Annotated in this window: 26 protein-coding genes and 1 pseudogene; 12 read left to right on the top strand and 15 right to left on the bottom strand. The window is 70.7% G+C overall.

Features of this window, described 5'->3' with window-relative positions; all coding sequences use genetic code 11:
* Positions 1 to 138: 138 nt before the first annotated feature.
* A pseudogene (locus BIV25_RS46405) lies at positions 139 to 668 on the top strand (hypothetical protein).
* A gap of 88 nt (positions 669 to 756) precedes the next feature.
* Complete coding sequence (locus BIV25_RS04915; RefSeq protein ID WP_071370884.1) at positions 757 to 1,257, top strand: hypothetical protein; 501 nt, start codon at positions 757 to 759, stop codon at positions 1,255 to 1,257.
* A 299-nt stretch (positions 1,258 to 1,556) separates the two neighbouring features.
* Here the strand turns inward: BIV25_RS04915 and dapD are convergent, their stop codons facing one another.
* The 3 genes from dapD to BIV25_RS04900 form a co-directional block, all read right to left on the bottom strand.
* Positions 1,557 to 2,543 (bottom strand): 2,3,4,5-tetrahydropyridine-2,6-dicarboxylate N-succinyltransferase, encoded by a 987-nt coding sequence (gene dapD, locus BIV25_RS04910; RefSeq protein WP_071370883.1) that lies wholly within the window; start codon positions 2,541 to 2,543, stop codon positions 1,557 to 1,559.
* 73 nt (positions 2,544 to 2,616) lie between these two features.
* Complete coding sequence (locus tag BIV25_RS04905) at positions 2,617 to 3,150, bottom strand: TetR/AcrR family transcriptional regulator (RefSeq protein WP_071370882.1); 534 nt, start codon at positions 3,148 to 3,150, stop codon at positions 2,617 to 2,619.
* On the bottom strand, positions 3,150 to 3,473 hold the full coding sequence (locus BIV25_RS04900) for a multidrug efflux SMR transporter (RefSeq protein ID WP_071370881.1): 324 nt from the start codon (positions 3,471 to 3,473) through the stop codon (positions 3,150 to 3,152). Before BIV25_RS04900 ends, BIV25_RS04905 begins: the two co-directional genes overlap by 1 nt.
* 106 nt (positions 3,474 to 3,579) lie before the next feature.
* Here BIV25_RS04900 and BIV25_RS04895 point away from each other — a divergent pair, with 106 nt between their 5' ends.
* On the top strand, positions 3,580 to 4,389 hold the full coding sequence (locus BIV25_RS04895) for an AbfB domain-containing protein (protein ID WP_071370989.1): 810 nt from the start codon (positions 3,580 to 3,582) through the stop codon (positions 4,387 to 4,389).
* A gap of 59 nt (positions 4,390 to 4,448) precedes the next feature.
* Here the strand turns inward: BIV25_RS04895 and BIV25_RS04890 are convergent, their stop codons facing one another.
* Genes BIV25_RS04890 through BIV25_RS04855 form a run of 8 tightly spaced genes read right to left on the bottom strand, consistent with a single transcriptional unit; the run spans position 4,449 to position 11,009 of the window.
* Entirely contained in the window at positions 4,449 to 4,781 is a 333-nt protein-coding gene (locus BIV25_RS04890; protein WP_031166063.1) for a metal-sulfur cluster assembly factor, read from the bottom strand.
* Positions 4,778 to 5,245 carry a Fe-S cluster assembly sulfur transfer protein SufU gene (gene sufU / locus BIV25_RS04885; protein WP_071370880.1) on the bottom strand — a complete coding sequence of 156 codons (468 nt, stop codon included), beginning with the start codon at positions 5,243 to 5,245 and terminating at the stop codon, positions 4,778 to 4,780. The genes BIV25_RS04890 and sufU overlap by 4 nt, the downstream gene beginning before the upstream one ends.
* 18 nt (positions 5,246 to 5,263) lie before the next feature.
* Entirely contained in the window at positions 5,264 to 6,520 is a 1,257-nt protein-coding gene (locus BIV25_RS04880; protein WP_071370879.1) for a cysteine desulfurase, read from the bottom strand.
* Positions 6,517 to 7,281 carry a Fe-S cluster assembly ATPase SufC gene (gene sufC / locus BIV25_RS04875; RefSeq protein ID WP_071370878.1) on the bottom strand — a complete coding sequence of 255 codons (765 nt, stop codon included), beginning with the start codon at positions 7,279 to 7,281 and terminating at the stop codon, positions 6,517 to 6,519. The genes BIV25_RS04880 and sufC overlap by 4 nt, the downstream gene beginning before the upstream one ends.
* A gap of 7 nt (positions 7,282 to 7,288) precedes the next feature.
* On the bottom strand, positions 7,289 to 7,618 hold the full coding sequence (locus tag BIV25_RS04870; protein WP_071370877.1) for a non-heme iron oxygenase ferredoxin subunit: 330 nt from the start codon (positions 7,616 to 7,618) through the stop codon (positions 7,289 to 7,291).
* Positions 7,615 to 8,799: a Fe-S cluster assembly protein SufD gene (sufD, locus tag BIV25_RS04865; RefSeq protein ID WP_071370876.1), complete on the bottom strand. Its 1,185-nt coding sequence runs from the start codon at positions 8,797 to 8,799 to the stop codon at positions 7,615 to 7,617. Before sufD ends, BIV25_RS04870 begins: the two co-directional genes overlap by 4 nt.
* A 57-nt stretch (positions 8,800 to 8,856) precedes the next feature.
* Positions 8,857 to 10,278 carry a Fe-S cluster assembly protein SufB gene (sufB, locus tag BIV25_RS04860; protein ID WP_071370875.1) on the bottom strand — a complete coding sequence of 474 codons (1,422 nt, stop codon included), beginning with the start codon at positions 10,276 to 10,278 and terminating at the stop codon, positions 8,857 to 8,859.
* Positions 10,275 to 11,009 (bottom strand): metalloregulator ArsR/SmtB family transcription factor, encoded by a 735-nt coding sequence (locus BIV25_RS04855; protein WP_071370874.1) that lies wholly within the window; start codon positions 11,007 to 11,009, stop codon positions 10,275 to 10,277. The genes sufB and BIV25_RS04855 overlap by 4 nt, the downstream gene beginning before the upstream one ends.
* 183 nt (positions 11,010 to 11,192) lie before the next feature.
* Here BIV25_RS04855 and BIV25_RS04850 point away from each other — a divergent pair, with 183 nt between their 5' ends.
* The 4 genes from BIV25_RS04850 to BIV25_RS04835 are packed head-to-tail and all read left to right on the top strand — an operon-like array spanning position 11,193 to position 14,795.
* A complete protein-coding gene (locus BIV25_RS04850; protein ID WP_071370873.1) occupies positions 11,193 to 11,993 on the top strand; it encodes an aminoglycoside N(3)-acetyltransferase in 801 nt (266 codons plus the stop codon).
* A 46-nt stretch (positions 11,994 to 12,039) separates the two neighbouring features.
* Positions 12,040 to 12,963 (top strand): ABC transporter ATP-binding protein, encoded by a 924-nt coding sequence (locus tag BIV25_RS04845; RefSeq protein ID WP_071370872.1) that lies wholly within the window; start codon positions 12,040 to 12,042, stop codon positions 12,961 to 12,963.
* On the top strand, positions 12,960 to 13,739 hold the full coding sequence (locus tag BIV25_RS04840) for an ABC transporter permease (RefSeq protein WP_071370871.1): 780 nt from the start codon (positions 12,960 to 12,962) through the stop codon (positions 13,737 to 13,739). The genes BIV25_RS04845 and BIV25_RS04840 overlap by 4 nt, the downstream gene beginning before the upstream one ends.
* Before the next feature lie 45 nt (positions 13,740 to 13,784).
* Positions 13,785 to 14,795 (top strand): heme A synthase, encoded by a 1,011-nt coding sequence (locus BIV25_RS04835; protein ID WP_071370870.1) that lies wholly within the window; start codon positions 13,785 to 13,787, stop codon positions 14,793 to 14,795.
* A 63-nt stretch (positions 14,796 to 14,858) separates the two neighbouring features.
* On the opposite strand, the gene BIV25_RS04830 is transcribed toward BIV25_RS04835, so the two are convergent.
* From BIV25_RS04830 to BIV25_RS04815, 4 genes are all read right to left on the bottom strand, one after another.
* The gene (locus tag BIV25_RS04830; RefSeq protein WP_071370869.1) at positions 14,859 to 15,599 is read right to left on the bottom strand and encodes a nucleotidyltransferase domain-containing protein; all 741 of its coding nucleotides are present in this window, start codon (positions 15,597 to 15,599) and stop codon (positions 14,859 to 14,861) included.
* 18 nt (positions 15,600 to 15,617) lie between these two features.
* Positions 15,618 to 16,724, bottom strand: coding sequence for an amidohydrolase family protein (locus tag BIV25_RS04825; protein WP_071370868.1), 1,107 nt, complete (start codon positions 16,722 to 16,724; stop codon positions 15,618 to 15,620).
* A 116-nt stretch (positions 16,725 to 16,840) separates the two neighbouring features.
* Positions 16,841 to 17,161 (bottom strand): hypothetical protein, encoded by a 321-nt coding sequence (locus tag BIV25_RS04820; RefSeq protein WP_071370867.1) that lies wholly within the window; start codon positions 17,159 to 17,161, stop codon positions 16,841 to 16,843.
* Between the two features lie 58 nt (positions 17,162 to 17,219).
* Positions 17,220 to 18,176 (bottom strand): heme o synthase, encoded by a 957-nt coding sequence (locus BIV25_RS04815; protein ID WP_071370866.1) that lies wholly within the window; start codon positions 18,174 to 18,176, stop codon positions 17,220 to 17,222.
* A 403-nt stretch (positions 18,177 to 18,579) separates the two neighbouring features.
* On the opposite strand from BIV25_RS04815, the gene tkt reads away from it, so the two are divergent.
* From tkt to pgl, 5 genes are read left to right on the top strand one after another with little or no spacing between them, the layout of a single operon-like run.
* A complete protein-coding gene (tkt, locus tag BIV25_RS04810) occupies positions 18,580 to 20,667 on the top strand; it encodes a transketolase (RefSeq protein ID WP_071370865.1) in 2,088 nt (695 codons plus the stop codon).
* Between the two features lie 33 nt (positions 20,668 to 20,700).
* Positions 20,701 to 21,819: a transaldolase gene (gene tal / locus BIV25_RS04805; protein ID WP_071370864.1), complete on the top strand. Its 1,119-nt coding sequence runs from the start codon at positions 20,701 to 20,703 to the stop codon at positions 21,817 to 21,819.
* A 1-nt stretch (position 21,820) separates the two neighbouring features.
* Entirely contained in the window at positions 21,821 to 23,359 is a 1,539-nt protein-coding gene (gene zwf / locus BIV25_RS04800; protein ID WP_071370863.1) for a glucose-6-phosphate dehydrogenase, read from the top strand.
* The gene (gene opcA / locus BIV25_RS04795) at positions 23,356 to 24,393 is read left to right on the top strand and encodes a glucose-6-phosphate dehydrogenase assembly protein OpcA (protein ID WP_071370862.1); all 1,038 of its coding nucleotides are present in this window, start codon (positions 23,356 to 23,358) and stop codon (positions 24,391 to 24,393) included. The genes zwf and opcA overlap by 4 nt, the downstream gene beginning before the upstream one ends.
* On the top strand, positions 24,390 to 25,172 hold the full coding sequence (gene pgl / locus BIV25_RS04790) for a 6-phosphogluconolactonase (protein ID WP_071370861.1): 783 nt from the start codon (positions 24,390 to 24,392) through the stop codon (positions 25,170 to 25,172). Before opcA ends, pgl begins: the two co-directional genes overlap by 4 nt.
* Positions 25,173 to 25,199 lie beyond the last annotated feature (27 nt).

Raw genomic sequence — 25,199 nt, 5'->3', positions numbered from 1 at the left:
TACGGCAGGCAGTCGACCTGTGGGGGACGGCCGAGGCATCGGCGGACCCCCGCACACAAGCGGGCGTCGGTGATTCATGGTGCCGGAAGTCCGGGCCAGGATGACCGTCGATGCGTCCGTGCCTCCTATCGCTGATGGCTGGTCCCCCGACGGCGGACAGCCGGGCAGCGATGGCCGCCGCGCCAACTCCCGAAGCGGGCACAGGGCAGCCTCCGTCAACCGGCGATCACTTTCAGTAGAGCTAGCGCTCCGCCGGGCGCAGGAGCTGTTGATCTCCCAGGGGGTGCTGGAGGGCCGTGCCGGATCGGGCACGTACGTCGCCGAGCCCCGGCAGCGGGTCCGGGTCGTGCGGTCGTCGGCCCGGGAGCAGCCCAGCGGATCGCCGTTCCGCGCCGATATGAAGGCCGTGGGCAGGCAAGGTGATGGGGAGAGCCGGACCGATGCCAAGGGTTCCGGCGCCGGCGGACATCGCGGCGCGGCTCGGCATCGCCGAGGGCGGGCCGCGCGCCGGGGCGGGCCTGGTGAACCGCATGGCCAGAAGGGCCGCGCTCGTCACGCACATCCGGCGGACGTACTACAGCGACCAGGGGCGGCCCGTGGAGACAGCGGACATCGTCGTGCCCGCCGCGCACTGCGAGATCGTGTACGAGATCCCGATCAACCGCTAGGATTTGTCCCCGTTTTGACACCCCTCACCGTCGGAGAGACGCTGGAGGGCAGGGGCCGAAGGGGGGCGAGCCACGTAGGAGCCTTCCCATGAACGGTCGATGCGTACGCCTGGCGGTGCTGGTCCCCCTGGTGGTGTCGTCGTTGACAGCGGGGGCCGTGGAGCTCGCCGCCTCGCCGGCCGCGGCGGCGTCGCCCACCTGCGGTGTCTCGCGGGCCGACGGTCGAGCGAACCTGGCGGTCGTCGGCGAGGGCTTCGAGCCGGACAAGGCCGTATTCATCGAGTCCGCGCACGGGGCCCAGGGCACCGAACGGACGGACGCCGGCGGAAACTTCTCCGCGACGATCAGTCATGCCCGCGGCACCATCACTGCCCGGCAGGTCGGCGGCCCCGAGGTCAGGTGCGGCACGGCCGAGCAAGGGGGACGCCAGAGCGCCCAGGAGCAGTACGCGGCAGGCTACAAGGCGGGTTACGCGGCCATGAAGAGCGACTGCGACGTGCGGCAGCTGCAGGGCGTCACGGTCAACGAGAACTTCCGGAGAGGGTTCAGGGACGGCGCGGCCGCGGCGGAGAAGTTCTGCGGGCACTAGAGCGTGTGTCAGCCGCTGCTCACAGAGCGGCTTCTGACATCCACGGCTGACATCAACGAGGCCGGACGGCAGCACACGGCGGCGCCCCTGGGCGACCGTCGGATCAGCCGACGACGGCACCGGGGGCGGGCCTCGATCGAACTCCTCATGCGGTGCTCATGCACGAGCGCCCTCCCGGGCCGTCCTCGGGCCGTGGAAGGGCGCTCAGCGATGACCAACGTCGACAAGTACCGACAGCTCAGCAGCGGGTCAGAGCGTTGGTCCATGAGGCGGCGGCCGCAAGTCACGGCCGCCATGCGTCAGTTGTGGCTGTGCAGGATGTCGTTCAGCCCGCCCCAGACCGCGTTGTTCGGGCGGGCCTCGACGACGCCGGTGACGGAGTTGCGGCGGAAGAGGATGTTGGAGGCGCCGTTCAGCTCGCGGGCCTTGATGATCTGGCCGTCGGGCATGGTGACGCGGGTGCCGGCGGTGACGTAGAGGCCCGCCTCGACCACGCACTCGTCGCCGAGCGCGATGCCGACGCCCGCCTCGGCGCCGATGAGGCAGCGCTCGCCGATGGAAATGATCACGTTGCCGCCGCCGGACAGGGTGCCCATGGTGGAGGCGCCGCCGCCGATGTCCGAGCCGTTGCCGACCACGACACCGGCGGAGATGCGGCCCTCGACCATCGAGGTGCCGAGCGTGCCGGCGTTGAAGTTGACGAAGCCCTCGTGCATGACCGTGGTGCCCTCGGCCAGGTGCGCGCCGAGGCGGACCCGGTCGGCGTCGGCGATGCGCACACCCTTCGGGGCGACGTAGTCGGTCATGCGCGGGAACTTGTCGATCGAGGTGACCTGGAGGTGCAGGCCCTCGGCGCGGGCGTTCAGGCGCACCGTCTCGATGTCGTCCACGGCGACCGGGCCGAGCGAGGTCCAGGCGACGTTGGCGAGGTGGCCGAAGATGCCGTCCAGGCTCTGGCCGTGCGGCTTGACCAGGCGGTGCGAGAGCAGGTGCAGACGCAGGTAGGCGTCGTGCGCGTCGATCGGCTTCTCGTCCAGCGAGGCGATGACCGTGCGGACCGCGACCACCTCGACGCCCCGGCGGGCGTCCGGGCCGGCCGCCTTGGTCGCGCCGTCGCCCAGCAGCTCGGCGGCCCGCTCGGCGGTCAGCCGCTCGGTGCCGGCCGGGCCGGGCTGCTCGACCAGTTCGGGGGCCGGGAACCAGGTGTCGAGGACGGTGCCGTCGGAGGCGATCGTGGCGAGACCGGCGGCGACGGCGCCGGTGGTGCGGGAAGCGGTGTCGGTCATGGAGCAAAACCTAACGTGAGCGGCCTCGCGGAGGCGAACCGGCACCGGGCCGTCTCACGTGCCGGGCGCGGCTTCAGGGGATCAGACGGGCGAGGGCGGTGCGCGCGTACTCCTCGTCGTACGAACCGCCGGTCAGCAGCACCTGGAGGCAGATGCCGTCCATGAGCGCGAGCAGCGCGCGGGCGGTGACCGGGTCGGTGCGCCGGGCGAGCAGGGCGGCCGCGTCCTCGGTCCACTCGGCGGCGACGGGACGCAGCGCGGGCCTGCGCAGCGCGGCCAGGTACAGCTCGTACTCCAGCTCCACGCCGCTGCGCTCGCCGCCCAGCCACGCACCGAGTTCGGCGGCCAGTTCGGCGGCGAGATCCCCCTGGCCGCCTTCCGGCAGCCGCTCGGCGAGCCTGCGGCCGAAGCCCTCGTTGGCCTGCCGCAGTGCGGCCACCATCAGCTCTTCGAGGGTGGCGAAGTGGTACGTCGTGGAGCCGAGCGGCACGTCCGCCTCGGCGGCGACGCTGCGGTGGCTCAGCCCGGCGAGGCCGTCCCGGCCGACCACGCGGATCGCGGCGTCGATGATCCGCTGGCGCCGCTCGGGGTCGTAGCGCCGGGCCATCAGTGGCTCGCCCCGCCGAGGTTCAGCACGACCACGCCCCCGATGATCAGCAGGATCCCGGCGACCTTGGTGGCGCTCAGCCCCTCCCCGAACAGCAGCAGCCCGAGGACGGCGATGGTCGCGGTGCCCACCCCGGACCAGATCGCGTACGCGGTGCCGATCTGCACCGTCTTCAGTGTCTGGGCGAGCAGCGCGAAGGAGACGACGTAGCCCAGCGTCGTCACGAGCGAGGGCCCCAGCCGGCTGAACCCCGCGCTGTACTTCATCGCCGTCGTCGCGGCGACCTCGGCGGCTATGGCGCCGGCGAGCAAGAGATATCCCATGTGTACGAGCGTACACAACGTATGCGTACGGCTGTACACAACGAGAAAGTTTCACTTTCACGGAAACCGCTCACTGCGGGTCCGGGGGCCGCTAATGTGCGGGCTCATGCCCGACCACACCCCCCGCCCCTGGGAGAGCGGCTGGAGCGCCGACGCCTCCCGGACCCCCGGCACCCGAAGACTCTGGCTGGCCGGTGCGCTGGCACTCGCGACGGTCGTCGCCTGCGTGACGGCGTTGGCCGTGGACGGCACGGGCCCCGGCCCGGCAGCCGCCGCGGCTCCGCCCGCCCCGCCGACGGACCACGGCCCCGGCCTGCTCTCCTTCGCCTCCCCGTCGACGCGCACGGCAGCGGCGCCGAAGGGCACGAGGACCGCACCCTCGACGGCGCCGCAGTCGGCCGCCTCCCCCTCGGCCGGACCACCGGTCTCCCCCGTCAAGTCCCCGCCCCGTCCGGGGAGTTCACAGGGGAGTTCACAACGCCCGCCGAAGCCGGCCGCGAGGGGGGCCTCCGTCCGCTCCGTCAACTACCCGGACCGATACTGGCACATCAGCGGCGACTACGTGCGGCTCGACCCGATCACCTCCACCGCCGACCGCCGCGCCGCGACCTTCACGGTCGTCAAGGGCCTGGCGAACAGCGGCTGTTACTCCTTCGCCACGGCCGACGGCGGCTACCTCCGTCACCGGGACTTCCTGCTGCGTGCCGAACACGACGACGGCACCGACCTGTTCCGCCAGGACGCCACCTTCTGCCCCCGCCCCTCGTCCGTCGGCGGCGCGACCATGCTGGAGTCGGTCAACTACCCCGGCCGCTTCCTGCGCCACCAGAACTTCCGGCTGAAGCTGGACCCGTACCAGGACACCGATCCGTACCGGGCCGACTCGGCGTTCCGGCTCGTGGACGCACCGGCCTGACCGCACGAAAGAGCGGCGGCACCCGCATCGGGTGCCGCCGCTTCACGCACGCGGTGACGTCAGACGTTGAACCCCAGCGCCCGCAGCTGCTCGCGGCCGTCGTCGGTGATCTTGTCGGGGCCCCACGGCGGCATCCAGACCCAGTTGATGCGCAGCTCGTTGACGAGACCGTCCGTGGCGGACTTGGCCTGGTCCTCGATGACGTCGGTCAGCGGGCAGGCCGCCGAGGTCAGGGTCATGTCGATCGTCGCGATGTTCGCGTCGTCGATGTGGATGCCGTAGATCAGGCCGAGGTTGACGACATCGATGCCCAGCTCGGGGTCGACGACGTCGTACAGCGCCTCGCGGAGTTCTTCCTCCGAGGCCGGCTTCATCTCAGCGGTCTCGCTCATGCCGTCTTCCTTTCGGCTTCGGCGCCACCCAGCGCCTGGGCCGTCGCGTCCTTCCACGCCATCCAGCTCAGGAGGGCGCACTTGACCCGCGCGGGGTACTTGGAGACGCCCGCGAACGCGACCGCGTCCTCCAGGACCTCCTCCATGGCGTCGTCGGGTTCGAGCCTGCCCTTGGACTGCATCAGCTCCAGGAAGGTCTCCTGGATCTTCTGCGCCTCGGCCAGTTCCCTGCCGACGAGGAGTTCGTTGAGGACCGACGCGCTCGCCTGGCTGATGGAGCAGCCCTGGCCCTCGTACGACACGTCCTTGACCGTCGTGCCGTCGTACTTCACGCGAAGGGTGATCTCGTCGCCGCACGTCGGGTTCACGTGGTGCACCTCGGCGTCGCCATCCCGGAGACCACGCCCGTGCGGGTTCTTGTAGTGGTCCAGGATGACTTCCTGGTACATCGAATCCAGCTTCACGGTTTCAGCTCACGCCTCTCAGCCGAAGAAGTTCCGTACGTGCTCCAAGCCGTCGACCAGTGCGTCGATCTCGGCCGGCGTGGAGTACAGATAGAACGACGCTCGCGTGGTCGCAGGAATTCCGTAGCGCAGGCAGACGGGGCGCGCGCAGTGGTGGCCGACGCGGACCGCGATGCCCTGCTCGTCGAGGACCTGGCCCACGTCGTGCGGGTGGATGTCGCCGAGCGTGAAGGAGATCGCCGCGCCCCGGTCCTCGGCCGTGGTGGGGCCGATGATACGCAGGTCGGGGACCTCGGCCAGCCGGCGCACCGCGTACTCGGTGAGCGCGTGCTCGTGGGCGAGGATCTTGTCCATGCCGATGGAGTTCAGGTAGTCGATCGCGGCACCGAGGCCGACCGCCTGGGCGATCGGGGGCGTGCCCGCCTCGAACTTGTGGGGCGCGGGAGCGTAGGTCGAGGAGTGCATCGACACCGTCTCGATCATCTCGCCGCCGCCCAGGAACGGAGGCAGGTCCTCCAGCAGCTCCTGGCGGCCCCAGAGGACGCCGATGCCGGTCGGGGCGCACATCTTGTGGCCGGTGAAGGCCACGAAGTCGGCCTGGAGGGCCTGTACGTCCAGCGGCATGTGCGGGGCGGCCTGGGAGGCGTCGATGCAGACCAGCGCGCCGACCTCCTGGGCGCGGCGCACTATCGCCTCGACCGGGTTGACCGTGCCCAGGATGTTCGACACCAGCACGAAGGAGACGATCTTCGTCTTCTCGGTGATGACCTCGTCGATGTTCGAGAGGTCGAGACGGCCGTCGTCCGTCAGGCCGAACCACTTCAGCTTCGCACCCGTGCGCTGCGCGAGCAGCTGCCACGGCACGATGTTGGAGTGGTGCTCCATCTCCGTGATGACGATCTCGGTCTCGTGGTCCACGCGGTAGGGCTCGTCGGCCCAGCCCAGCATGTTCGCCACGAGGTTCAGCGACTCGGAGGCGTTCTTGGTGAAGATCACCTCGTCACGGCTGGGCGCGTTGACGAACTCGGCGACCTTGTCGCGCGCGCCCTCGTACAGCGCCGTGGCCTCCTCGGCGAGCACATGCACACCGCGGTGGACGTTGGCGTTGTAGCGCTCGTAGTACTCGCTCAGGGCGTCCAGTACCTGGCGCGGCTTCTGCGAGGTCGCCGCGTTGTCCAGGTACACGAGCTTCTTGCCGTCGTGGACCTGACGGTCCAGGACGGGGAAGTCCTTGCGGATCGCCTCGACGTCGAGGAGGCCCGGCAGCTGTGTCACGCGGATACGCCACCCTTCGTGTACGCCTCGTAGCCCTCGTCCTCCAGCTTGTCGGCGAGCTCGGCACCGCCGGACTCGACGATGCGGCCGCCGGAGAAGACGTGGACGAAGTCGGGCTTGATGTAGCGCAGGATGCGCGTGTAGTGCGTGATCAGCAGGGTGCCGACCTCGCCGGTCTCGCGGACGCGGTTGACGCCCTCGGAGACGATGCGGAGCGCGTCGACGTCGAGACCGGAGTCGGTCTCGTCGAGGATCGCGACCTTCGGCTTGAGCAGTTCGAGCTGGAGGATCTCGTGGCGCTTCTTCTCACCGCCGGAGAAGCCCTCGTTGACGTTGCGCTCGGCGAAGGCGGGGTCCATCTGGAGACGCTCCATGGCCTCCTTGACCTCCTTCACCCAGGTGCGCAGCTTGGGGGCCTCGCCGCGGACGGCGGTGGCGGAGGTGCGCAGGAAGTTGGAGACCGAGACGCCGGGGACCTCGACCGGGTACTGCATCGCCAGGAACAGGCCCGCGCGGGCGCGCTCGTCGACGGACATCTCCAGGACGTCCTCGCCGTCGAGCAGCACGGTGCCACTGGTGATCGTGTACTTCGGGTGACCCGCGAGGGAGTAGGCGAGGGTCGACTTGCCGGAGCCGTTGGGGCCCATGATGGCGTGCGTCTCGCCCTGCTTCACGGTGAGGTCGACGCCCTTGAGGATCTCCTTCGTGGCGTTGTCGGCCTCGACGGTGACGTGCAGGTCTCGGATTTCAAGCGTTGCCATGGGTGCCTCAGGACTCCTGGGTGAGGGAGACGAGAACGTCGTCCCCTTCGATCTTTACGGGGTATACGGGGACGGGGCGCGTCGCGGGGAGCCCGGACGGCTTGCCGGTGCGGAGGTCGAAGGAGGAGCCGTGCAGCCAGCACTCGATCTGGCAGTCCTCCACCTCTCCCTCGGAGAGGGAGACGTTCGCGTGCGAGCAGATGTCGTAGATCGCGAAGACCTCGCCCTCGGTCTTGACGACCGAGACCGGCGTGCCGTCGAGTTCCACCCGCTTCGGGGTGTCCGTCTCCAGCTCGCTGAGCGCGCAGGCGCGGACGAACGCGGACGAAGCTGTCATGCGACCGACGCCTCCAGCTCCTCCTCGATCTTGGCGAGCAGGCGCTCCTCGATGTCGGCGACACCGATCTGCTGGACCAGCTCGGCGAAGAAGCCGCGGACCACGAGGCGGCGGGCCTCGTGCTCCGGGATGCCGCGGGCCATCAGGTAGAAGAGCTGCTCGTCGTCGAAGCGGCCGGTGGCGGAGGCGTGGCCGGCGCCGACGATCTCGCCGGTCTCGATCTCCAGGTTCGGCACCGAGTCGACGCGCGCGCCGTCCGTGAGGACGAGGTTGCGGTTCATCTCGTAGGTGTCCGTGCCCTCGGCCGCGGCCTCGATGAGGACGTCGCCGATCCAGACCGCGTGCGCCTGCTCGCCCTGCAGCGCGCCCTTGTAGACGACGTTGGACTTGCAGTGCGGGACGTTGTGGTCGACCAGGAGGCGGTGCTCCTGGTGCTGGCCGGCGTCCGTGAAGTACAGCCCGAGCAGTTCGGCCTCGCCGCCGGTGCCGGCGTACGCGACGCGCGGGTGCAGGCGGACGACGTCGCCGCCGAAGGTGACGACGACCGACTTGAAGCTCGCGTCACGCCCGACGAGGGCGTTGTGCTGGGCCACGTGCACGGCCTTGTCGTCCCAGTCCTGCACCGAGACGACGGTCAGCTTGGCGCCGTCGCCGAGGATGTAGTCGACGTTGGCGGCGAGCACCGCGTCACCGGTGTGGTCGATGACGACGACGGCCTCGGCGAAGGCTTTCAGCTCGACGACCTGGTGGGCGTAGGCGACCCCGCCCTCGCCGTGCACGGCGATGCGGATCGGCTCGGTGAGCACCGTCTCCTTGGGGACGGTGACCACGCCGGCCTTCTCGAACGCCGAGTACGCCTGGGCGGCGATGCGGTCCACCGGGGTGCCCGCCGTGCCGATCCGGGCGTCGTCACGGTCGACGGTCTCGACGGTGACGCCCTCGGGGGCCTCCACGACGACCTTCACGCCCGCGCCGGTGGCGACGGCGGTGCCGTCGTGGAGCCCGCGCAGCCGCTCCAGCGGGGTGAACCGCCACTCCTCCTCGCGGCCGTGCGGAACCGGGAAGTCCGCCACGTCGAAGGACGGGGGCGCGCTCATGCGCGTGGCGACGGTCGACTCGGCGGCCACCGCGATCTGGCCGGCGGTGGTGGACCCGACCGGGATGTTCTGAGCCTCAGCCATGGCTGCGGTCTGCTCGCTTTCTTGCGTAAGTGGCTTGATGGGGTGGGCGGTTGGCGCTCAGCCGACCGCGCCTTCCATCTGGAGCTCGATCAGCCGGTTGAGCTCGAGGGCGTACTCCATGGGCAGCTCCTTGGCGATCGGCTCGACGAAGCCGCGCACGATCATCGCCATCGCCTCGAACTCGGTCAGACCGCGGCTCATCAGGTAGAAGAGCTGGTCCTCGGAGACCTTGGAGACGGTCGCCTCGTGGCCCATCGACACGTCGTCCTCGCGGACGTCCACGTAGGGGTACGTGTCCGAGCGGGAGATGGTGTCGACGAGCAGCGCGTCGCACAGCACGTTGGACTTGGAGCCGGCGGCGCCCTCGCCGATCTCGACGAGACCGCGGTACGACGTGCGGCCACCGCCACGCGCCACGGACTTCGAGACGATGTTGGAGGAGGTGTTCGGCGCCATGTGGACCATCTTGGAGCCGGCGTCCTGGTGCTGGCCCTCGCCGGCGAAGGCGATGGAGAGGGTCTCGCCCTTGGCGTGCTCGCCCATCAGGTAGACGGCGGGGTACTTCATCGTCACCTTGGAGCCGATGTTGCCGTCGATCCACTCCATGGTCGCGCCCTCGTAGGCCACGGCGCGCTTGGTGACCAGGTTGTAGACGTTGTTCGACCAGTTCTGGATGGTCGTGTAGCGGCAGCGGGCGTTCTTCTTGACGATGATCTCGACGACCGCGGAGTGCAGCGAGTCCGACTTGTAGATCGGGGCGGTGCAGCCCTCGACGTAGTGCACGTAGGCACCCTCGTCGACGATGATCAGGGTCCGCTCGAACTGGCCCATGTTCTCCGTGTTGATGCGGAAGTAGGCCTGGAGCGGGATCTCGACGTGGACGCCCGGCGGGACGTAGATGAAGGAGCCGCCCGACCACACGGCGGTGTTCAGCGAGGCGAACTTGTTGTCACCGGCGGGGATGACCGTGCCGAAGTACTCCTTGAAGAGCTCCGGGTGCTCCTTCAGCGCGGTGTCGGTGTCGAGGAAGATGACGCCCTGCTCCTCCAGGTCCTCGCGGATCTGGTGGTAGACGACCTCCGACTCGTACTGGGCGGCGACACCGGCGACGAGGCGCTGCTTCTCGGCCTCCGGGATGCCCAGCTTGTCGTAGGTGTTCTTGATGTCCTCGGGCAGGTCCTCCCAGGACTCCGCCTGCTTCTCCGTGGAGCGCACGAAGTACTTGATGTTGTCGAAGTCGATGCCCGAGAGGTCCGAGCCCCAGTTCGGCATCGGCTTCTTCTCGAACAGCTTCAGGCCCTTGAGGCGGAGCTTGGTCATCCACTCCGGCTCGGACTTCTTGCCGGAGATGTCCCGGACGACGTCCTCGTTCAGGCCACGGCGCGCGGACGCACCGGCCACGTCGGAGTCGGCCCAGCCGTATTCGTACGTGCCCAGGCCCTCGAGCTCAGGGTGGGCAGTCTCCGTGGGGAGAGTCATGCGGGGTTCCTCCCGGCCGTGCTTGCAGGTGCGTCAGTGGAAATCTTGGGAATGAACGTCGTGCAGACGCCGTCGCCGTGCGCGATGGTCGCCAGTCGTTGGACGTGGGTCCCCAGCAGTTCGGCGAAGATCTCCGTCTCCGCCTCGCACAGCTGGGGGAACTGCTCCGCGACGTGGGCGACCGGGCAGTGGTGCTGGCACAGCTGCTCGCCGACCGGTGCGGTGCGCGCCGTTGCAGCGTACCCGTCCACGCTCAGGGCCTTGGCCAGCGCTTCGGCGCGCTTGTCGGGCGTGACCGCCTCGATCGCCCTGCGGTAGGCGCTCGCCTGGGCGGTGATCCGCGCGCGGGCGAACGCGGCGACGGCCTCGGGGCCACCGCCCTGCTCGGCGATCCAGCGCAGCGCGTCGGCGGCCAGCTTGTCGTACGACTGGTCGAAGGCGTCGCGGCCGCAGTCGGTGAGCGCGAAGACCTTGGCGGGGCGGCCACGCGTGCGCGTGCCGTACACCCGCTGCTCGCGCGCCTCCACGACGTCGTCGGCGACGAGGGCGTCCAGGTGACGCCGGACGGCGGCCTGGGTCAGCCCCAGCCGGCCGGCCAGCTCGGCGACGGTCGACGGGCCGTGGTCCAGGATGGAGCGGGCGACGCGGTTGCGCGTGGAGCGCTCACCGGTCGCGAGTTCCTCCTGCGGGGCCCCCAGGGGGGTCTCCCGAGCCTCGTCGACGTTTTTCACAACGCCATTGTTGCGTAATTCCACGGAACCTGACAAGCGCCGCCGGGATCATCGGACGGTGCCCTGCATCACTTAGGCATACCTAATCTGACCTGCGCAAACGATCTTTGATCGATCATCTCCAGGGTGCTGAGCAGGTATTTCGGTGGCGCGGCGCGGGTCCGTCCGGAAGACTCACGGACCATGCCGACCCCCGCTCCGACCGGCCCGCTCGTCACCCGCGACACCCTCGCCGCGCAGCTGCGACTGCTCGGCGTCGAGCCCGGCGAGATCCTCCTCGTCCACTCCTCGCTCAGCGCGCTCGGCTGGGTCAACGGAGGCGCGGTCGCCGTCGTGCAGGGTCTGCTCGACGCCCTCGGCCCGGACGGCACGCTCGTCGTCCCGACGCAGACCGGCGATCTGTCCGACCCGGCGGTGTGGTCGAACCCGCCGGTGCCCGCGCAGTGGTGGGACCGGATCCGGGTCACCATGCCCGCCTACGATCCGCTGATCACGCCCACGCGCGGGGTCGGGGTGATCCCGGAGACCGTGCGGACCTGGCCCGGGGCGCTGCGCAGCGCACACCCGCAGACCTCCTTCGCGGCCGTCGGCCCGCACGCGCGCGAGATCACCGACGGCCACGCGCCCGACTGCCGCCTCGGCGAGCACAGCCCGCTGGCCCGCCTGGAGGAACGGGGTGCCCGGGTCCTGCTGCTGGGCGCCGGATACGCGGCCTGCACGAGCTTCCACCTCGCCGAGTACCGCGTACCCGCGCCCCGCGTGGCGGTCGGCCGGCCCGCCCCCGGCGGCGGCTGGGAGACCGTGACCGAGGTCTCGATCACCTCGGACCGCTTCGACGAACTGGGGCACGACTTCGAGCGGGACCGGGACGTCGTACGGGGAAAGGCGGGCGCGGCCGACGTACGGCTGTTCCCCGTGGCGGACGCCGTGGCCTACGCCGAACGCTGGCTGCCGCTGCACCGGCCCCGTGCGGAGGAGTTCTAGCACCCCGGCTCCGCGGCGCCCCGCGCTCTCCCTAGACTCTGGAGCCATGCGAAGCGACCCTGTGGTCCAGGTCCAGGCCCTGGTGAAGCGGTACGGCACGAAGACCGCGGTGGACGGCCTCGACCTGGTGGCCCGGGCGGGCGTGACCGCCGTCCTCGGTCCCAACGGAGCGGGGAAGACGACCACGGTCGAGACCTGCGAGGGGTACCGGAAGCCGGATTCCGGCACGGTGCGCGTCCTGGGCCTCGACCCGGTGCGGCACTCCGCCGAGCTGCGTCCCCGTATCGGTGTGATGCTCCAGTCCGGCGGCGTCTACTCCGGCGCGCGGGCCGACGAGATGCTGCGGCACGTCGCCCGGCTGCACGCGCATCCGCTGGACGTGGACGCGCTGATCGAGCGGCTGGGGCTGGGCGGTTGCGGGCGGACGAGCTACCGCCGGCTCTCCGGCGGCCAGCAACAGCGGCTCGCGCTGGCCATGGCCGTCGTCGGGCGCCCGGAACTGGTCTTCCTGGACGAGCCCACGGCCGGCCTCGACCCGCAGGCCCGCCGGGCCACCTGGGACCTGGTGAAGGACCTGCGCGCCGACGGCGTCTCGGTGATCCTCACCACGCACTACATGGAAGAGGCCGAGCAGCTCGCCGACGACGTGGCGATCATCGACGGCGGCAGGGTCGTCGTCCAGGGCTCCCCCGAGGAGCTGTGCAGGGGCGGCGCAGAGAACACCCTGCGCTTCACCGGCCGCCCCGGCCTCGACGTCGGCTCCCTGCTCAAGGCCCTCCCCGACGGCTGCACGGCCGCCGAGCTGACCCCGGGCGCCTACCGAGTCGTCGGCAAGGTCGACCCGCAGCTGCTGGCCACGGTGGCCTCGTGGTGCGCCCAGCACGGGGTGATGCCGGACCGGATCTCGGTCGAGCGGCACACGCTCGAAGACGTCTTTCTGGAGCTCACGGGCAAGGAGCTGCGCTCATGACGACCGCCACCGGTACCGGTACCTACACCCCCGAGCCGGGTGCGGCGCCGCTCCCCCGCATGATCGGGGCCCAGGCGGCGCTGGAGACCAGGATGCTGCTGCGCAACGGCGAGCAGCTGCTGCTGACGGTCGTCATCCCGACCCTGCTGCTGGTCCTGTTCAGCTCCGTGGACATCGTCGACACCGGCAAGGGCAGGGCCGTCGACTTCCTCGCCCCCGGCATCCTGGCCCTCGCCGTGATGTCGACCGCGTTCACCGGGCAGGCCATCGCGACCGGCTTCGAGCGCCGCTACGGCGTGCTGAAGCGGCTCGCCTCCTCGCCGCTGCCCCGCTGGGGGCTGATGGCCGCCAAGACGGCGTCGGTGCTGGTCACGGAGGTCCTCCAGGTCGTCCTGCTGACGGTGATCGCGTTCGCGCTGGGCTGGCACCCGCACGGCAACCCCGCCGCCGTCCTGCTCCTCCTCGTCCTCGGCACGGCCGCCTTCTCGGGGCTCGGCCTGCTGATGGCGGGCACGCTGAAGGCGGAGGCCACCCTGGCCGCGGCCAACCTGGTCTTCCTGCTACTGCTCGTCGGCGGCGGGGTCATCGTCCCGCTCGACAAGTTCGGCTCGGCCGGGCAGCACGTCCTCGGGCTGCTGCCGATCTCGGCGCTGTCGGGCGGCCTGCGGGACGTGCTCCAGCACGGGGCCGGCATGCCGTGGGGCGACCTCGGGATCCTCGCCGTGTGGGCGGTCGTCGGGCTCGCGGCGGCGGGGAAGTTCTTCCGCTGGGAATGAGGCACGGTGGACCCTCGTGAAAGCGTGCACAAGCGGCGCCCTACCATGGTGCCCGTGCCCAAGCTGACCCGCGCCGACGCCGTAGCCGCCCTGCGCAACCCGCTCGCCTTCATCGCCGCACGCTGGACGCCGGAACCCCGGACCGTGCAGCGGGCGGCCCTCGCCGCGCTCGTCATGTCGGTGGTCATCGTCGTCACCGGCGGCGCCGTGCGCCTGACCGGCTCGGGCCTCGGCTGCCCGACCTGGCCCGAGTGCACCGACGGCTCACTGACGCCGACGACCGCGCTGAGCTATCACAGCGCCATCGAGTTCGGCAATCGCATGCTGACGTACGTGCTGTGCGCCGCGGTCGGCTGGGCGATCATCGCCGCGCGCTCCGAGAAGCCGTACCGGCGCAGCCTGACCCGGCTGGGCTGGGCGCAGTTCTGGCTCGTGATGGGCAACGCGGTGCTGGGCGGCATCGTGGTGCTCGTCGGCCTCAACCCGTACACGGTCGCGGCGCACTTCCTGCTCGCGACGGCCCTCATCACGGTCGCCGCGGTGATGTGGCAGCGTACCCGTGAGGGCGACGGGGCGCCCCGGCCGCTGGTCGGCAAGGCCGTGCAGCAGCTGGTGTGGTTCCTCGTGGTCGCCTCGGTGCTGCTGATCGCGGCCGGCACGGTGGTGACCGGCGCGGGCCCGCACGCGGGCGACTCCAGCGACGTCAAGCGCATCCCGATCGACTGGGAGACCGTCGCCAAGCTGCACGCCGTGCTCGCCTGGATCGTGGTCACGCTCACCTTCGCCCTGTGGTTCGTCCTCAAGGCGGTCGACGCGCCGAAGGGCCCGCTGCACCGCACCCGGGACCTGTTCCTGATCCTCCTGAGCCAGGGCGTCATCGGCTACGTCCAGTACTTCACCCATCTGCCCGAGGCGCTCGTCGGCCTCCACATGCTCGGCTCCTGCCTGGTGTGGATCGGCGTCCTGCGCGTCCTGCTGGCGCTGCGGGAGCGCCCGGAGGCCACCGTGGACCTGCCCGGCCCGGCCGCCGAGGTGACGGTGGGCACGCGCGCGTAGCGCGTTTTTCGCAGTACACGCGCGTGGTGCGTCTTTCGAAGTTCTCGACGCCACGCGCGTACGTCAGCCGTACGTGGCGACCAGCGCGTCGATCGCCGGGGCGAGGTAGGCGCGGGTCAGCGCGGCGCGGCGGGTGAGCCAGGCGTCGTCCGCCGTGGGCGCGGCCGCGTCGTACCGCCTTCGGGCGATGTCCTCGACGACCTCGGCCGGAGCGCCGAGCGACGGGAGTTCGGCGAGCGCCTCCCGCTTCGAGATCAGCCGCCCGTCGCGCAGGGTCACGGTGGCGCGGGCGAAGGTCACCAGGCCCAGATCGACCCAGACGTCCTGCATCCACAGCCGGGCCCTCTCGACGTGGGGCCGCCAGAAGTCCCGCTGGTCGCGGACGACGAAGGTGTGCAACTGCCGCTCCGGCACCGGCGGCAGCAGGGCGGCCGGTGCCTCGCCGTGCAGCACCCGGCCGAAGTCGTGCAGCTCGCGCCGGGTGACGGGGGTGACCGGGCGGCGCATCACCCGCCGGTGCGCCCAGGTGAGGTGGGACCGGTCCGGATCGTCCAGGGTGGCCGGGGTCAGATAGCTGCAGTGGAGCTTCGCGGCGAGCGGTTCCGCGCGCAGGCGCCGGTGCAGCGCCACGACCCGCCGTACGGTCGTGAAGCTCACCTCGTCCGGCAGTACGGCGATGAGGTCCAGGTCGCTGCGGCCCTCCTGGTAGTCGCCGCCGGCCAGTGAGCCGTGCGCCCAGACCGCGCGAGGGCGCAGGGGTGTCAGGTCGGTGAGGAACCGGGCGAGCAGGGATTCCGTCGTCATCCGCCCAGTCTGGGCAGCTCAGCCCAGCCTGTACACCCGGCGCGCGTTGCCCGACGCGACCATCCGGGCCACCCGCTGGGCGTCCTCCAGGGCCCACGCGCCCTCGCCGACCCAGCCGCCCAGGACCTGGCCCAGCGCCTCGCGGAACAGCCGGGCCCCGACGACGTGCAGCTCGGGCAGGCCGTGGGCGCCCGTGGAGAAAAGGATCTTGCCGAAGGGGGCCAGCTCCAGGATCTCGGCGAGAACGGTGGCGGCCCGCGCCCCGGTACGCACGAGCGCGGCGCCGGAGTCGGTGTAGACGTGCGCGAAGACACCGGCCAGATGGGCGGCGTGCCGGTGGTACGGATAGCCGTGCAGCAGGATCAGATCGGTGCCGAGTCCCGCCGTGGCCCGCACGAAGTCGGTGAGCAGCACCGGGTCGGTGCGGTCGATGCGGGAGCCGGGCTCGCCGAGGCCCGCGTGCAGTTGCAGGGGCCGTCCGGAGGCGACGGCGATCCACAGCAGATGCCGCAGCAGTACGGGGTCGCGCAGCGCCCCGCCGACCGGGCGGCCGGCCAGCCAGCGGCCCGCCGCGCCCCGCACCTCCCCCGGCCCCGGCGGCTCGGGCGCGAGGGCGAGGCCGTGGCGCAGGCCGGCGACGGAGGTGAAGGCGACGGCGTGCGCGGCGGCGCCGTGCACGGACTCGGCGAGGTTGGCGAGGAAGGACTCGACGGTGCCGGAGGTGTCGGCGACCTGCTCCGCGAGCAGCTCCAGCCGGACGATCTCGTGGGCCTCCGCGAAACCGGCCGAGGCCAGCTCGGCCGGGCCGGTGAGGTCGCCGGGCAGGCCGGTGTCGACGAGGTAGGTGGTGATGCCGCTGCCGCGCAGCAGCCGCCGGCCCGCCTCCAGGACGCCCAGTTCCCGGCGCCGGGCCAGATAGCGGGCGGGCGCGCAGTGGGGTTCGAGGCCGAGCAGGGGCGGGCACCAGCGCCGTACGGCGAAGCCCGTCTGGGTGTCGAAGAGGGTGGTGCCGGCCGCGGGCGGGCCCTCGGTGCGGGCGAGTTGGGCCTCGAAGGTGCCGAGGCCCAGTTCCGTGCGGAGCACTCCGTGGCAGTACTGGTCCACCAGGGACGGCGTTTCGATCATCCGGGGCTCCCCGTGAAGACGTGCGCTGCCTTGCACGTCCTAACGGGGGAACGGGGACCGAGGTCGCGGAACAGGCCGGGACTGCGGGTTATTCGGCGGCTTCGGACCGTATGTGGTCAACCCCCGATCTGAATGCCCGCCATCCTCTTCCACTCGTACGGGCCCGTCGTCACCTTGGCCGCGAACTCGCCGTCGAAGGACTCGTGGACGGTGATGCCGGACTTCTCGACGGCCTTCTCGGCGATCTCGGTGCTGGGGGCCACCAGGTCGCCCCAGCCGCCGTCCTCGCCGACGAGGACGATGCGGGCGCCGCGTTCGCCGATGTAGGCCACCTGGCCCTCGGCGCCGCCGTGCGCCTTGGCGAAGGCGCTGATCTGGTGGGCGAGCCGGGACACCTTGCGCTCGGCCCGCGCGTCAACCTGCTGCGTGTCTGCCATGACCCCGATGCTACTCACGGGTAGATCGACTGGCGAGAGCGGGCCGCTGTGACGTGCGTCAGCGCAGGAAGGGGTCCACCGCGACGGCGACGAAGAGGATCGACACGTAGGTGATCGACCAGTGGAAGAGCCGCATCTCCTTCAGCTTCACGCCGGTCACCTCGGCCTTCGCCCGGTTCTGCAGCCCGTGCGCCTCCCAGAGCCAGAAGCCGCCGGCCGCGAGGGCGACCACCGTGTAGAACCAGCCGGTGTAGCCGAGCGGGGTCAGCAGGAGGGAGACGGCGACCATCACCCAGCTGTAGATGACGATCTGCCGGGCGACGACCTTGTTGGACGCGATGACCGGGAGCATGGGCACGCCCACGCGCGCGTAGTCCTCCTTGACCTTCATGGACAGCGGCCAGTAGTGCGGCGGGGTCCAGAAGAACATGACGAGGAAGAGGATGATCGGCGCCCAGGACATCGAGTTCGTGACCGAGGACCAGCCGATGAGCACCGGCAGGCAGCCGGCGATGCCGCCCCACACGATGTTCTGCGACGTACGCCGCTTGAGGAGCATCGTGTAGACGACGACGTAGAAGAGGAGTGCGCCGAGGGAGAGCCAGGCACTCAGCCAGTTGACGGTGAGGCCGAACAGGAGCGTGGAGACGACGCCGAGGGTGATGCCGAAGGCGAGGCACTCGCGCGGGCTGACCATGCCGGTCACCAGCGGCCGCTGCGCGGTGCGGTCCATCAGGGCGTCGATGTCACGGTCGATGTACATGTTCAGCGCGTTGGCGCCGCCCGCCGACAGGTAGCCGCCGACGCAGGTGAGCAGGACCAGACCGAGGTCCGGCACACCCTTCTGCGCCAGGAACATCACCGGAACGGTGGTGATGAGCAGCAGCTCGATGATCCGCGGCTTCGTCAGCGCCACGAACGCCTTGACGCGAGCTCCGAACGGCCGATGGCCCGGGCCCTGGCTCGCACCACCCAGCACGCCAGCTGGACGTGATTCGACGGCCGTCACGCACACCCCTGACAGAGACATCCCAGCAAGCCCGTCCCTGTGAAGTCCCGGTAAAGGCTCGCGCGTACCACGCCACTTTAGACGTTGCCCATACCCCGACCTTCGCGGGGGTGGGGTCGTGTTGGCGGGCCCTCATGAGCGGCCTTCCGGAGGCCCCCCATAAGAGGGGACCCACCCCTCGATTGAGCGCTCAGATGACCGGCTCCGTATTCATGTGCCAAATGCCGTCTCGGCCAGTCGGGAGGCGGATCGCACGGACTCCCGGCAGTCTGGAATGAGTCGAAAAAACGCACGTCTTCGCGAGGGTAGGCTCGACAGCGTCCGGTGGGCGGCAAGCCCCCCGGAAGCCGGGTGGGCGCATGCCCCGAAAGACCGGCGACCGACATGTGGAGAGGAGCCCTGACCCAGGGTGAGCACCAAGCCGACCACCACAGACCTTGAGTGGACCGAGCTGGACCAGCGGGCCGTCGACACCGCCCGTGTCCTGGCCGCCGACGCCGTACAGAAGGTCGGCAACGGCCATCCCGGTACGGCGATGAGCCTGGCTCCGGCCGCGTACACCCTCTTCCAGAAGGTGATGCGGCACGACCCGGCCGACCCCGAGTGGGTGGGCCGCGACCGTTTCGTGCTGTCCGCCGGCCACTCGTCCCTGACCCTCTACACCCAGCTGTACCTGGCCGGCTTCGGCCTGGAGCTGGACGATCTGAAGGCCTTCCGGACCTGGGGTTCGAAGACCCCCGGCCACCCGGAGTACGGGCACACCAAGGGCGTGGAGACGACGACCGGCCCGCTGGGCCAGGGTGTCGCCAACGCGGTGGGCATGGCGATGGCCGCCCGCTACGAGCGCGGTCTGTTCGACCCGCAGGCCCCGCAGGGCGAATCCCCCTTCGACCACTTCGTCTACTGCATCGCCGGTGACGGCTGCCTCCAGGAGGGCATCTCCGCCGAGGCGTCCTCGCTGGCCGGCCACCAGAAGCTCGGCAACCTGATCCTGCTGTGGGACGACAACCACATCTCGATCGAGGGCGACACCGAGACGGCCGTCTCCGAGGACACCGCTCTGCGCTACGAGGCCTACGGCTGGCACGTGCAGCGCGTGGAGGCCCAGGACAACGGCGACCTGGACCCGGCCGCCATCTACGACGCGGTCCAGAAGGCCAAGGCCGTCACGGACCGGCCGTCGTTCATCGCGATGCGTTCGATCATCGCCTGGCCGGCCCCGAACGCGCAGAACACCGAGGCCGCGCACGGCTCGGCGCTGGGCGACGAGGAGGTCGCGGCCACCAAGCGCGTCCTCGGCTTCGACCCGGAGCGGACCTTCGAGGTCGCGGACGAGGTCATCGGCCACACCCGCAAGGCGCTGGAGCGCGGTGCGCAGGCCAAGGCCGAGTGGGAGAAGTCGCTCCAGGTGTGGCGCGACGACAACGCCGAGCGGGCCGCCGAGTTCGACCGCATCAGCAAGGGCGAGCTGCCCGCCGGCTGGGAGGAGAAGATCCCGGTCTTCGAGCCCGGCAAGGGTGTCGCGACGCGTGCCGCCTCCGGCAAGGTGCTGCAGGCGCTCGGCGCGGTCATCCCCGAGCTGTGGGGCGGCTCCGCCGACCTCGCGGGGTCGAACAACACGACCATCGACAAGAACAGCTCGTTCCTGCCCGAGGGCAACCCGCTGCCGGAGGCCAACCCCTACGGCCGCACCGTCCACTACGGCATCCGTGAGCACTCCATGGGCGCCGAGATGAACGGCATCGCCCTGCACGGCAACACCCGTATCTACGGCGGCACGTTCCTCGTCTTCTCCGACTACATGCGCAACGCCGTGCGTCTGTCGGCGCTGATGCACCTGCCGGTGACGTTCGTGTGGACGCACGACTCCATCGGTCTGGGCGAGGACGGCCCGACCCACCAGCCGGTCGAGCATCTGGCCTCGCTGCGCGCCATCCCGGGCCTGAACGTCGTCCGCCCGGCCGACGCCAACGAGACGGCGATCGCCTGGCGCGAGATCCTGGGGCGCTACACCAAGGAGTTCGGCAAGGGGCAGCCGCACGGCTTCGCCCTCACCCGCCAGGGCGTGCCGACGTACGAGCCCAACGAGGACGCGGCGAAGGGCGGTTACGTGCTGTTCGACGCCGAAGGCGGCGAGCCGCAGGTGATCCTGATCGCCACCGGTTCCGAGGTGCACGTGGCCGTCGAGGCGCGGGAGCAGCTCCAGGCCGACGGTGTCCCCACGCGCGTGGTGTCGATGCCGTGCGTGGAGTGGTTCGAGGAGCAGGACCAGGCGTACAAGGACTCCGTCCTGCCGCCGTCGGTCAGGGCCCGCGTGTCGGTCGAGGCGGGTATCGGTCTCACGTGGCACAAGTACGTCGGGGACGCCGGCCGCATCGTTTCCCTGGAGCACTTCGGTGCTTCCGCCGACGGCAAGGTCCTGTTCCGCGAGTTCGGCTTCACGCCTGAGAACGTGGCCGCCCAGGCCCGGGAATCCCTCGCCGCCGCCCAGCGCTGACGCTCATATACGACACGTAGGAGATGTAATTCCATGACAGACGCACTCAAGCGCCTCTCCGAGGAGGGCGTCGCGATCTGGCTGGACGACCTGTCGCGCAAGCGGATCACGTCCGGCAACCTCGCCGAGCTGATCGACCAGCAGCACGTCGTGGGCGTCACCACCAACCCGACGATCTTCCAGAAGGCGATCAGCGGCGGCGACGGCTACGAGCAGCAGCTCACGGACCTCGCCGCCCGCAAGGTCACCGTCGACGAGGCCATCCGCATGATCACGACGGCGGACGTCCGGGACGCCGCCGACATCCTGCGCCCGGTCTTCGACGCCACCGACGGCCAGGACGGCCGGGTCTCCATCGAGGTCGACCCCCGGCTGGCCCACCACACCAGGGCGACGGTCGCCGAGGCCAAGCAGCTGGCCTGGCTGGTGGACCGCCCCAACACCCTGATCAAGATCCCGGCCACCAAGGCGGGTCTGCCGGCGATCGCCGAGGTCATCGGCCTCGGCATCAGCGTCAACGTCACGCTGATCTTCTCGCTGGAGCGCTACCGCGCGGTGATGGACGCCTACCTCACCGGTCTGGAGAAGGCGAAGGAGCGCGGCCTCGACCTGTCGCTCGTCCGCTCCGTGGCGTCGTTCTTCGTGTCCCGTGTGGACACCGAGATCGACAAGCGCCTGGACGCCCTCGGCACCGACGAGGCCAAGGCGCTGCGCGGCAAGGCCGCCGTCGCCAACGCACGCCTCGCCTACCAGGCGTACGAGGAGGTCTTCTCCTCCGACCGCTGGCAGGCGCTGGAGAACGCGGGCGCCCGCAAGCAGCGTCCGCTGTGGGCGTCGACCGGTGTGAAGGACCCGGCGTACCAGGACACGATGTACGTCACCGACCTGGTCGCGCCGAACACGGTCAACACCATGCCGGAGGCCACTCTTGAGGCCACCGAGGACCACGGCCAGATCACCGGCGACACCATCACCGGCACCTACGAGCAGGCCCGCGCCGACCTCGACGCGCTCGAGAAGCTCGGGATCTCGTACGACGACGTGGTCCAGGTGCTGGAGGACGAGGGCGTCGAGAAGTTCGAGGCGTCCTGGATCGACCTGCTGAAGTCGACCGAGGCGGAGCTCAAGCGCCTCACCCCCTCGGAGGGCTGATTTGTCACCCCTCGTCGGATCCGGAGCGAACCCGCTTCGTGACCCCGCCGACCGACGGCTCCCGCGTATCGCGGGGCCGTCGGGCCTGGTGATCTTCGGCGTCACGGGCGACCTGTCGCGCAAGAAGCTGATGCCCGCGGTGTACGACCTCGCCAACCGGGGTCTGCTGCCGCCGGGCTTCTCGCTGGTGGGCTTCGCCCGCCGCGAGTGGGAGAACGAGGACTTCGCCCAGGAGGTCCACGACGCCGTCAAGGCGCACGCCCGTACGCCGTTCCGTGAGGAGGTCTGGCAGCAGCTCATCCAGGGGATGCGCTTCGTCCAGGGCACCTTCGACGACGACGACGCCTTCGAGCGGCTGCGCGCCACCATCGAGGAGCTGGACAAGGCACAGGGCACGGGCGGCAACTTCGCCTTCTACCTGTCGGTGCCGCCGCGCTCCTTCCCGGTGGTCATCCAGCAGCTGAAGAAGCACGGGCTGGCCGACCAGTCGAGCGGTTCCTGGCGGCGTGCCGTCATCGAGAAGCCCTTCGGCCACGACCTGAAGTCGGCCGAGGCGCTCAACAAGGTCGTGCACGAGGTGTTCGAGCCGGACCAGGTCTTCCGGATCGACCACTACCTCGGCAAGGAGACCGTCCAGAACATCCTGGCGCTGCGCTTCGCCAACACGATGTTCGAGCCGATCTGGAACCGGTCCTTCGTGGACCACGTGCAGATCACCATGGCCGAGGACATCGGCATCGGCGGCCGGGCCGGCTACTACGACGGCATCGGCGCCGCCCGCGACGTCATCCAGAACCACCTCCTCCAGCTCATGGCGCTCACCGCCATGGAGGAGCCCGCCTCCTTCGGCGCGGACGCGCTGGCCGCCGAGAAGGAGAAGGTGCTCGGCGCCGTACGGCTGCCGAAGGACCTGGGCGCCTCGACCGTGCGCGGGCAGTACGCGGGCGGCTGGCAGGGCGGCGAGAAGGTCATCGGCTACCTCGAAGAGGACGGCATCGACGCCAAGTCGAAGACCGACACCTACGCCGCGATCAAGCTGGAGGTCGACAACCGCCGCTGGGCGGGCGTCCCCTTCTATCTGCGCACCGGCAAGCGCCTCGGCCGCCGGGTCACCGAGATCGCGGTCGTCTTCCAGCGGGCCCCGCACTCCCCCTTCGACCACACGGCGACGGAGGAGCTGGGCCAGAACGCGATCGTCATCCGCGTCCAGCCCGACGAGGGCATCACGGTCCGCTTCGGCTCCAAGGTGCCGGGCACCTCGATGGAGATCCGCGACGTGTCGATGGACTTCGCCTACGGCGAGTCCTTCACCGAGTCGTCGCCGGAGGCCTACGAGCGCCTGATCCTGGACGTGCTGCTCGGCGACGCCAACCTCTTCCCGCGCACGGAGGAGGTCGAGCTGTCCTGGAAGATCCTCGACCCGATCGAGCAGTACTGGGACAAGCACGGCAGGCCCGCGCAGTACCCGTCGGGCACGTGGGGCCCCGCCGAGGCGGACGAGATGCTCGCACGAGACGGACGGAGCTGGCGCAGGCCATGAAGATCGACCTGACCGACACCACCGCCGGCGACATCAACAAGGCGCTCGTCCGGGGCCGCCGCGCCATCGGCACCCCGGCCGTGGGCATGGTCCTGACCCTCGTCATCGTGACCGACGAGGAGAACGCCTACGACGCGCTGAAGGCCGCGGGCGACGCCTCGCGCGAGCACCCCTCGCGCACGCTCGTGGTCATCAAGCGGGTCTCCCGCACCCCACGCGACCGGACGACGTCCCGGCTGGACGCCGAGGTGCGGGTGGGCGCGGACGCGGGCACCGGCGAGACGGTCATCCTGCGGCTGTACGGCGAGGTGTCCGACCACGCCGACTCGGTCGTGCTGCCGCTGCTGCTGCCGGACGCCCCGGTCGTGGTGTGGTGGCCGGTGAACGCCCCGGTGGACCCGGCGAAGGACCCGCTGGGCGCGCTCGCCCAGCGCCGGGTCACCGACACCTATGCCGCCGAGCAGCCGGTGCGGGAGCTGTCGGCCCGCGCCGAGGCCTACACGCCCGGCGACACCGACCTGTCCTGGACCCGGATCACGCCGTGGCGCTCGATGCTCGCGGCGGCCCTGGACCAGGTCACCTGCGAGGTGCGGGGCGTCGAGGTGGAGGGCGAGGAGTTCAACCCGAGCTGCGAGCTGCTGGCGATGTGGCTCGCGAACCGGCTGGACGTCCCCGTCCGGCGCTCCCTGTCCTCCGGCCCCGGTCTGACGGCCGTGCGCATGGAGACCACCTGCGGCCCGATCGTGCTGGACCGCGCGGACGGTTCGCTGGCCACGCTGACCATCGAGGGCCAGCCGGCCCGTGCGGTGGCGCTGAAGCGGCGGGAGACCGCCGAGCTGATCGCGGAGGAGCTGCGCCGGCTCGACCCGGACGACACCTACGCGTCGGCGCTGCGCTACGGCGTGGAGCGGCTGAACACGGTGCCGGAGCCCACGGCGTCCGGGCCGGAGGCGGCCGGGGCGCCCGCGCCCGCGAAGAAGGCGGCCGCCAAGACCGCCAAGAAGGCCCCGGCGAGGAAGGCGGCGGCGAAGTGAGCACTCCGCAGCTGGTCGTCCACCGCGACAAGGAGCTGATGGCGCAGGCCGCCGCGGCCCGTCTGATCACGAAGATCGTGGACGCGCAGGCCTCCCGGGGCACCGCGTCCGTGGTCCTCACCGGCGGCCGCAACGGCAACGGTCTGCTGGCCGCGCTCGCGGCGGCGCCCGCCCGGGACGCCATCGACTGGGGCCGGCTCGACCTGTGGTGGGGCGACGAGCGTTATCTCCCCGAGGGCGACCCCGAGCGCAATGTCACGCAGGCCCGCGAGGCCCTGCTGGACTCCGTGCCGCTGGACCCGGAGCGTGTGCACGCCATGCCCGCCTCCGACGGCCCGTACGGTACGGACGTCGAGGCTGCGGCGGAGGCGTACGCGGCGGAGCTGGCGAAGGCGTCCGGGCCGGAGAACCACGGCTCGGTGCCCACCTTCGACGTGCTCATGCTGGGCGTCGGCCCGGACACCCATGTGGCCTCGCTCTTCCCGGAGCTGCCGGCCGTACGGGAGACCGAGCGCACGGTGGTCGGCGTGCACGGCGCGCCGAAGCCGCCGCCGACCCGGATCAGCCTGACCCTGCCCGCGATCCGCGCGGCCCGCGAGGTGTGGCTGCTCGCGGCCGGTGCGGACAAGGCGGAGGCCGCGGCCATCGCCCTGTCGGGCGCGGGCGAGATCCAGGCTCCGGCGGCGGGCGCGCACGGCCGGCAGCGCACCCTGTGGCTGCTGGACTCCGCGGCTGCTTCGCAGCTGCCGCGGTCGCTGTATCCGCCGTCGTCGCCGTGACGGCCGGCTGTGCGTAGGGGCGGCGGG

The sequence above is a fragment of the Streptomyces sp. MUSC 14 genome, assembly GCF_001866675.1.
In the GTDB taxonomy this organism is placed as follows: Bacteria; Actinomycetota; Actinomycetes; order Streptomycetales; family Streptomycetaceae; genus Streptomyces.
This window is presented reverse-complemented; position numbering and strand designations above follow the sequence as displayed.

Coding starts and splice junctions, on each gene's coding strand:
- opcA (WP_071370862.1), top strand. CDS start 23,356: ATGAAGATCGACCTGACCGACACCACCGCCGGCGACATCAACAAGGCG.
- sufD (WP_071370876.1), bottom strand. CDS start 8,799: ATGGCTGAGGCTCAGAACATCCCGGTCGGGTCCACCACCGCCGGCCAG.
- BIV25_RS04820 (WP_071370867.1), bottom strand. CDS start 17,161: ATGGCAGACACGCAGCAGGTTGACGCGCGGGCCGAGCGCAAGGTGTCC.
- BIV25_RS04900 (WP_071370881.1), bottom strand. CDS start 3,473: ATGGGATATCTCTTGCTCGCCGGCGCCATAGCCGCCGAGGTCGCCGCG.
- BIV25_RS04840 (WP_071370871.1), top strand. CDS start 12,960: ATGACGACCGCCACCGGTACCGGTACCTACACCCCCGAGCCGGGTGCG.
- tal (WP_071370864.1), top strand. CDS start 20,701: ATGACAGACGCACTCAAGCGCCTCTCCGAGGAGGGCGTCGCGATCTGG.
- BIV25_RS04850 (WP_071370873.1), top strand. CDS start 11,193: ATGCCGACCCCCGCTCCGACCGGCCCGCTCGTCACCCGCGACACCCTC.
- BIV25_RS04915 (WP_071370884.1), top strand. CDS start 757: ATGAACGGTCGATGCGTACGCCTGGCGGTGCTGGTCCCCCTGGTGGTG.
- BIV25_RS04825 (WP_071370868.1), bottom strand. CDS start 16,724: ATGATCGAAACGCCGTCCCTGGTGGACCAGTACTGCCACGGAGTGCTC.
- BIV25_RS04890 (WP_031166063.1), bottom strand. CDS start 4,781: ATGAGCGAGACCGCTGAGATGAAGCCGGCCTCGGAGGAAGAACTCCGC.
- BIV25_RS04830 (WP_071370869.1), bottom strand. CDS start 15,599: ATGACGACGGAATCCCTGCTCGCCCGGTTCCTCACCGACCTGACACCC.
- BIV25_RS04870 (WP_071370877.1), bottom strand. CDS start 7,618: ATGACAGCTTCGTCCGCGTTCGTCCGCGCCTGCGCGCTCAGCGAGCTG.
- BIV25_RS04895 (WP_071370989.1), top strand. CDS start 3,580: ATGCCCGACCACACCCCCCGCCCCTGGGAGAGCGGCTGGAGCGCCGAC.
- sufB (WP_071370875.1), bottom strand. CDS start 10,278: ATGACTCTCCCCACGGAGACTGCCCACCCTGAGCTCGAGGGCCTGGGC.
- BIV25_RS04845 (WP_071370872.1), top strand. CDS start 12,040: ATGCGAAGCGACCCTGTGGTCCAGGTCCAGGCCCTGGTGAAGCGGTAC.
- BIV25_RS04835 (WP_071370870.1), top strand. CDS start 13,785: ATGGTGCCCGTGCCCAAGCTGACCCGCGCCGACGCCGTAGCCGCCCTG.
- dapD (WP_071370883.1), bottom strand. CDS start 2,543: ATGACCGACACCGCTTCCCGCACCACCGGCGCCGTCGCCGCCGGTCTC.
- sufC (WP_071370878.1), bottom strand. CDS start 7,281: ATGGCAACGCTTGAAATCCGAGACCTGCACGTCACCGTCGAGGCCGAC.
- BIV25_RS04905 (WP_071370882.1), bottom strand. CDS start 3,150: ATGGCCCGGCGCTACGACCCCGAGCGGCGCCAGCGGATCATCGACGCC.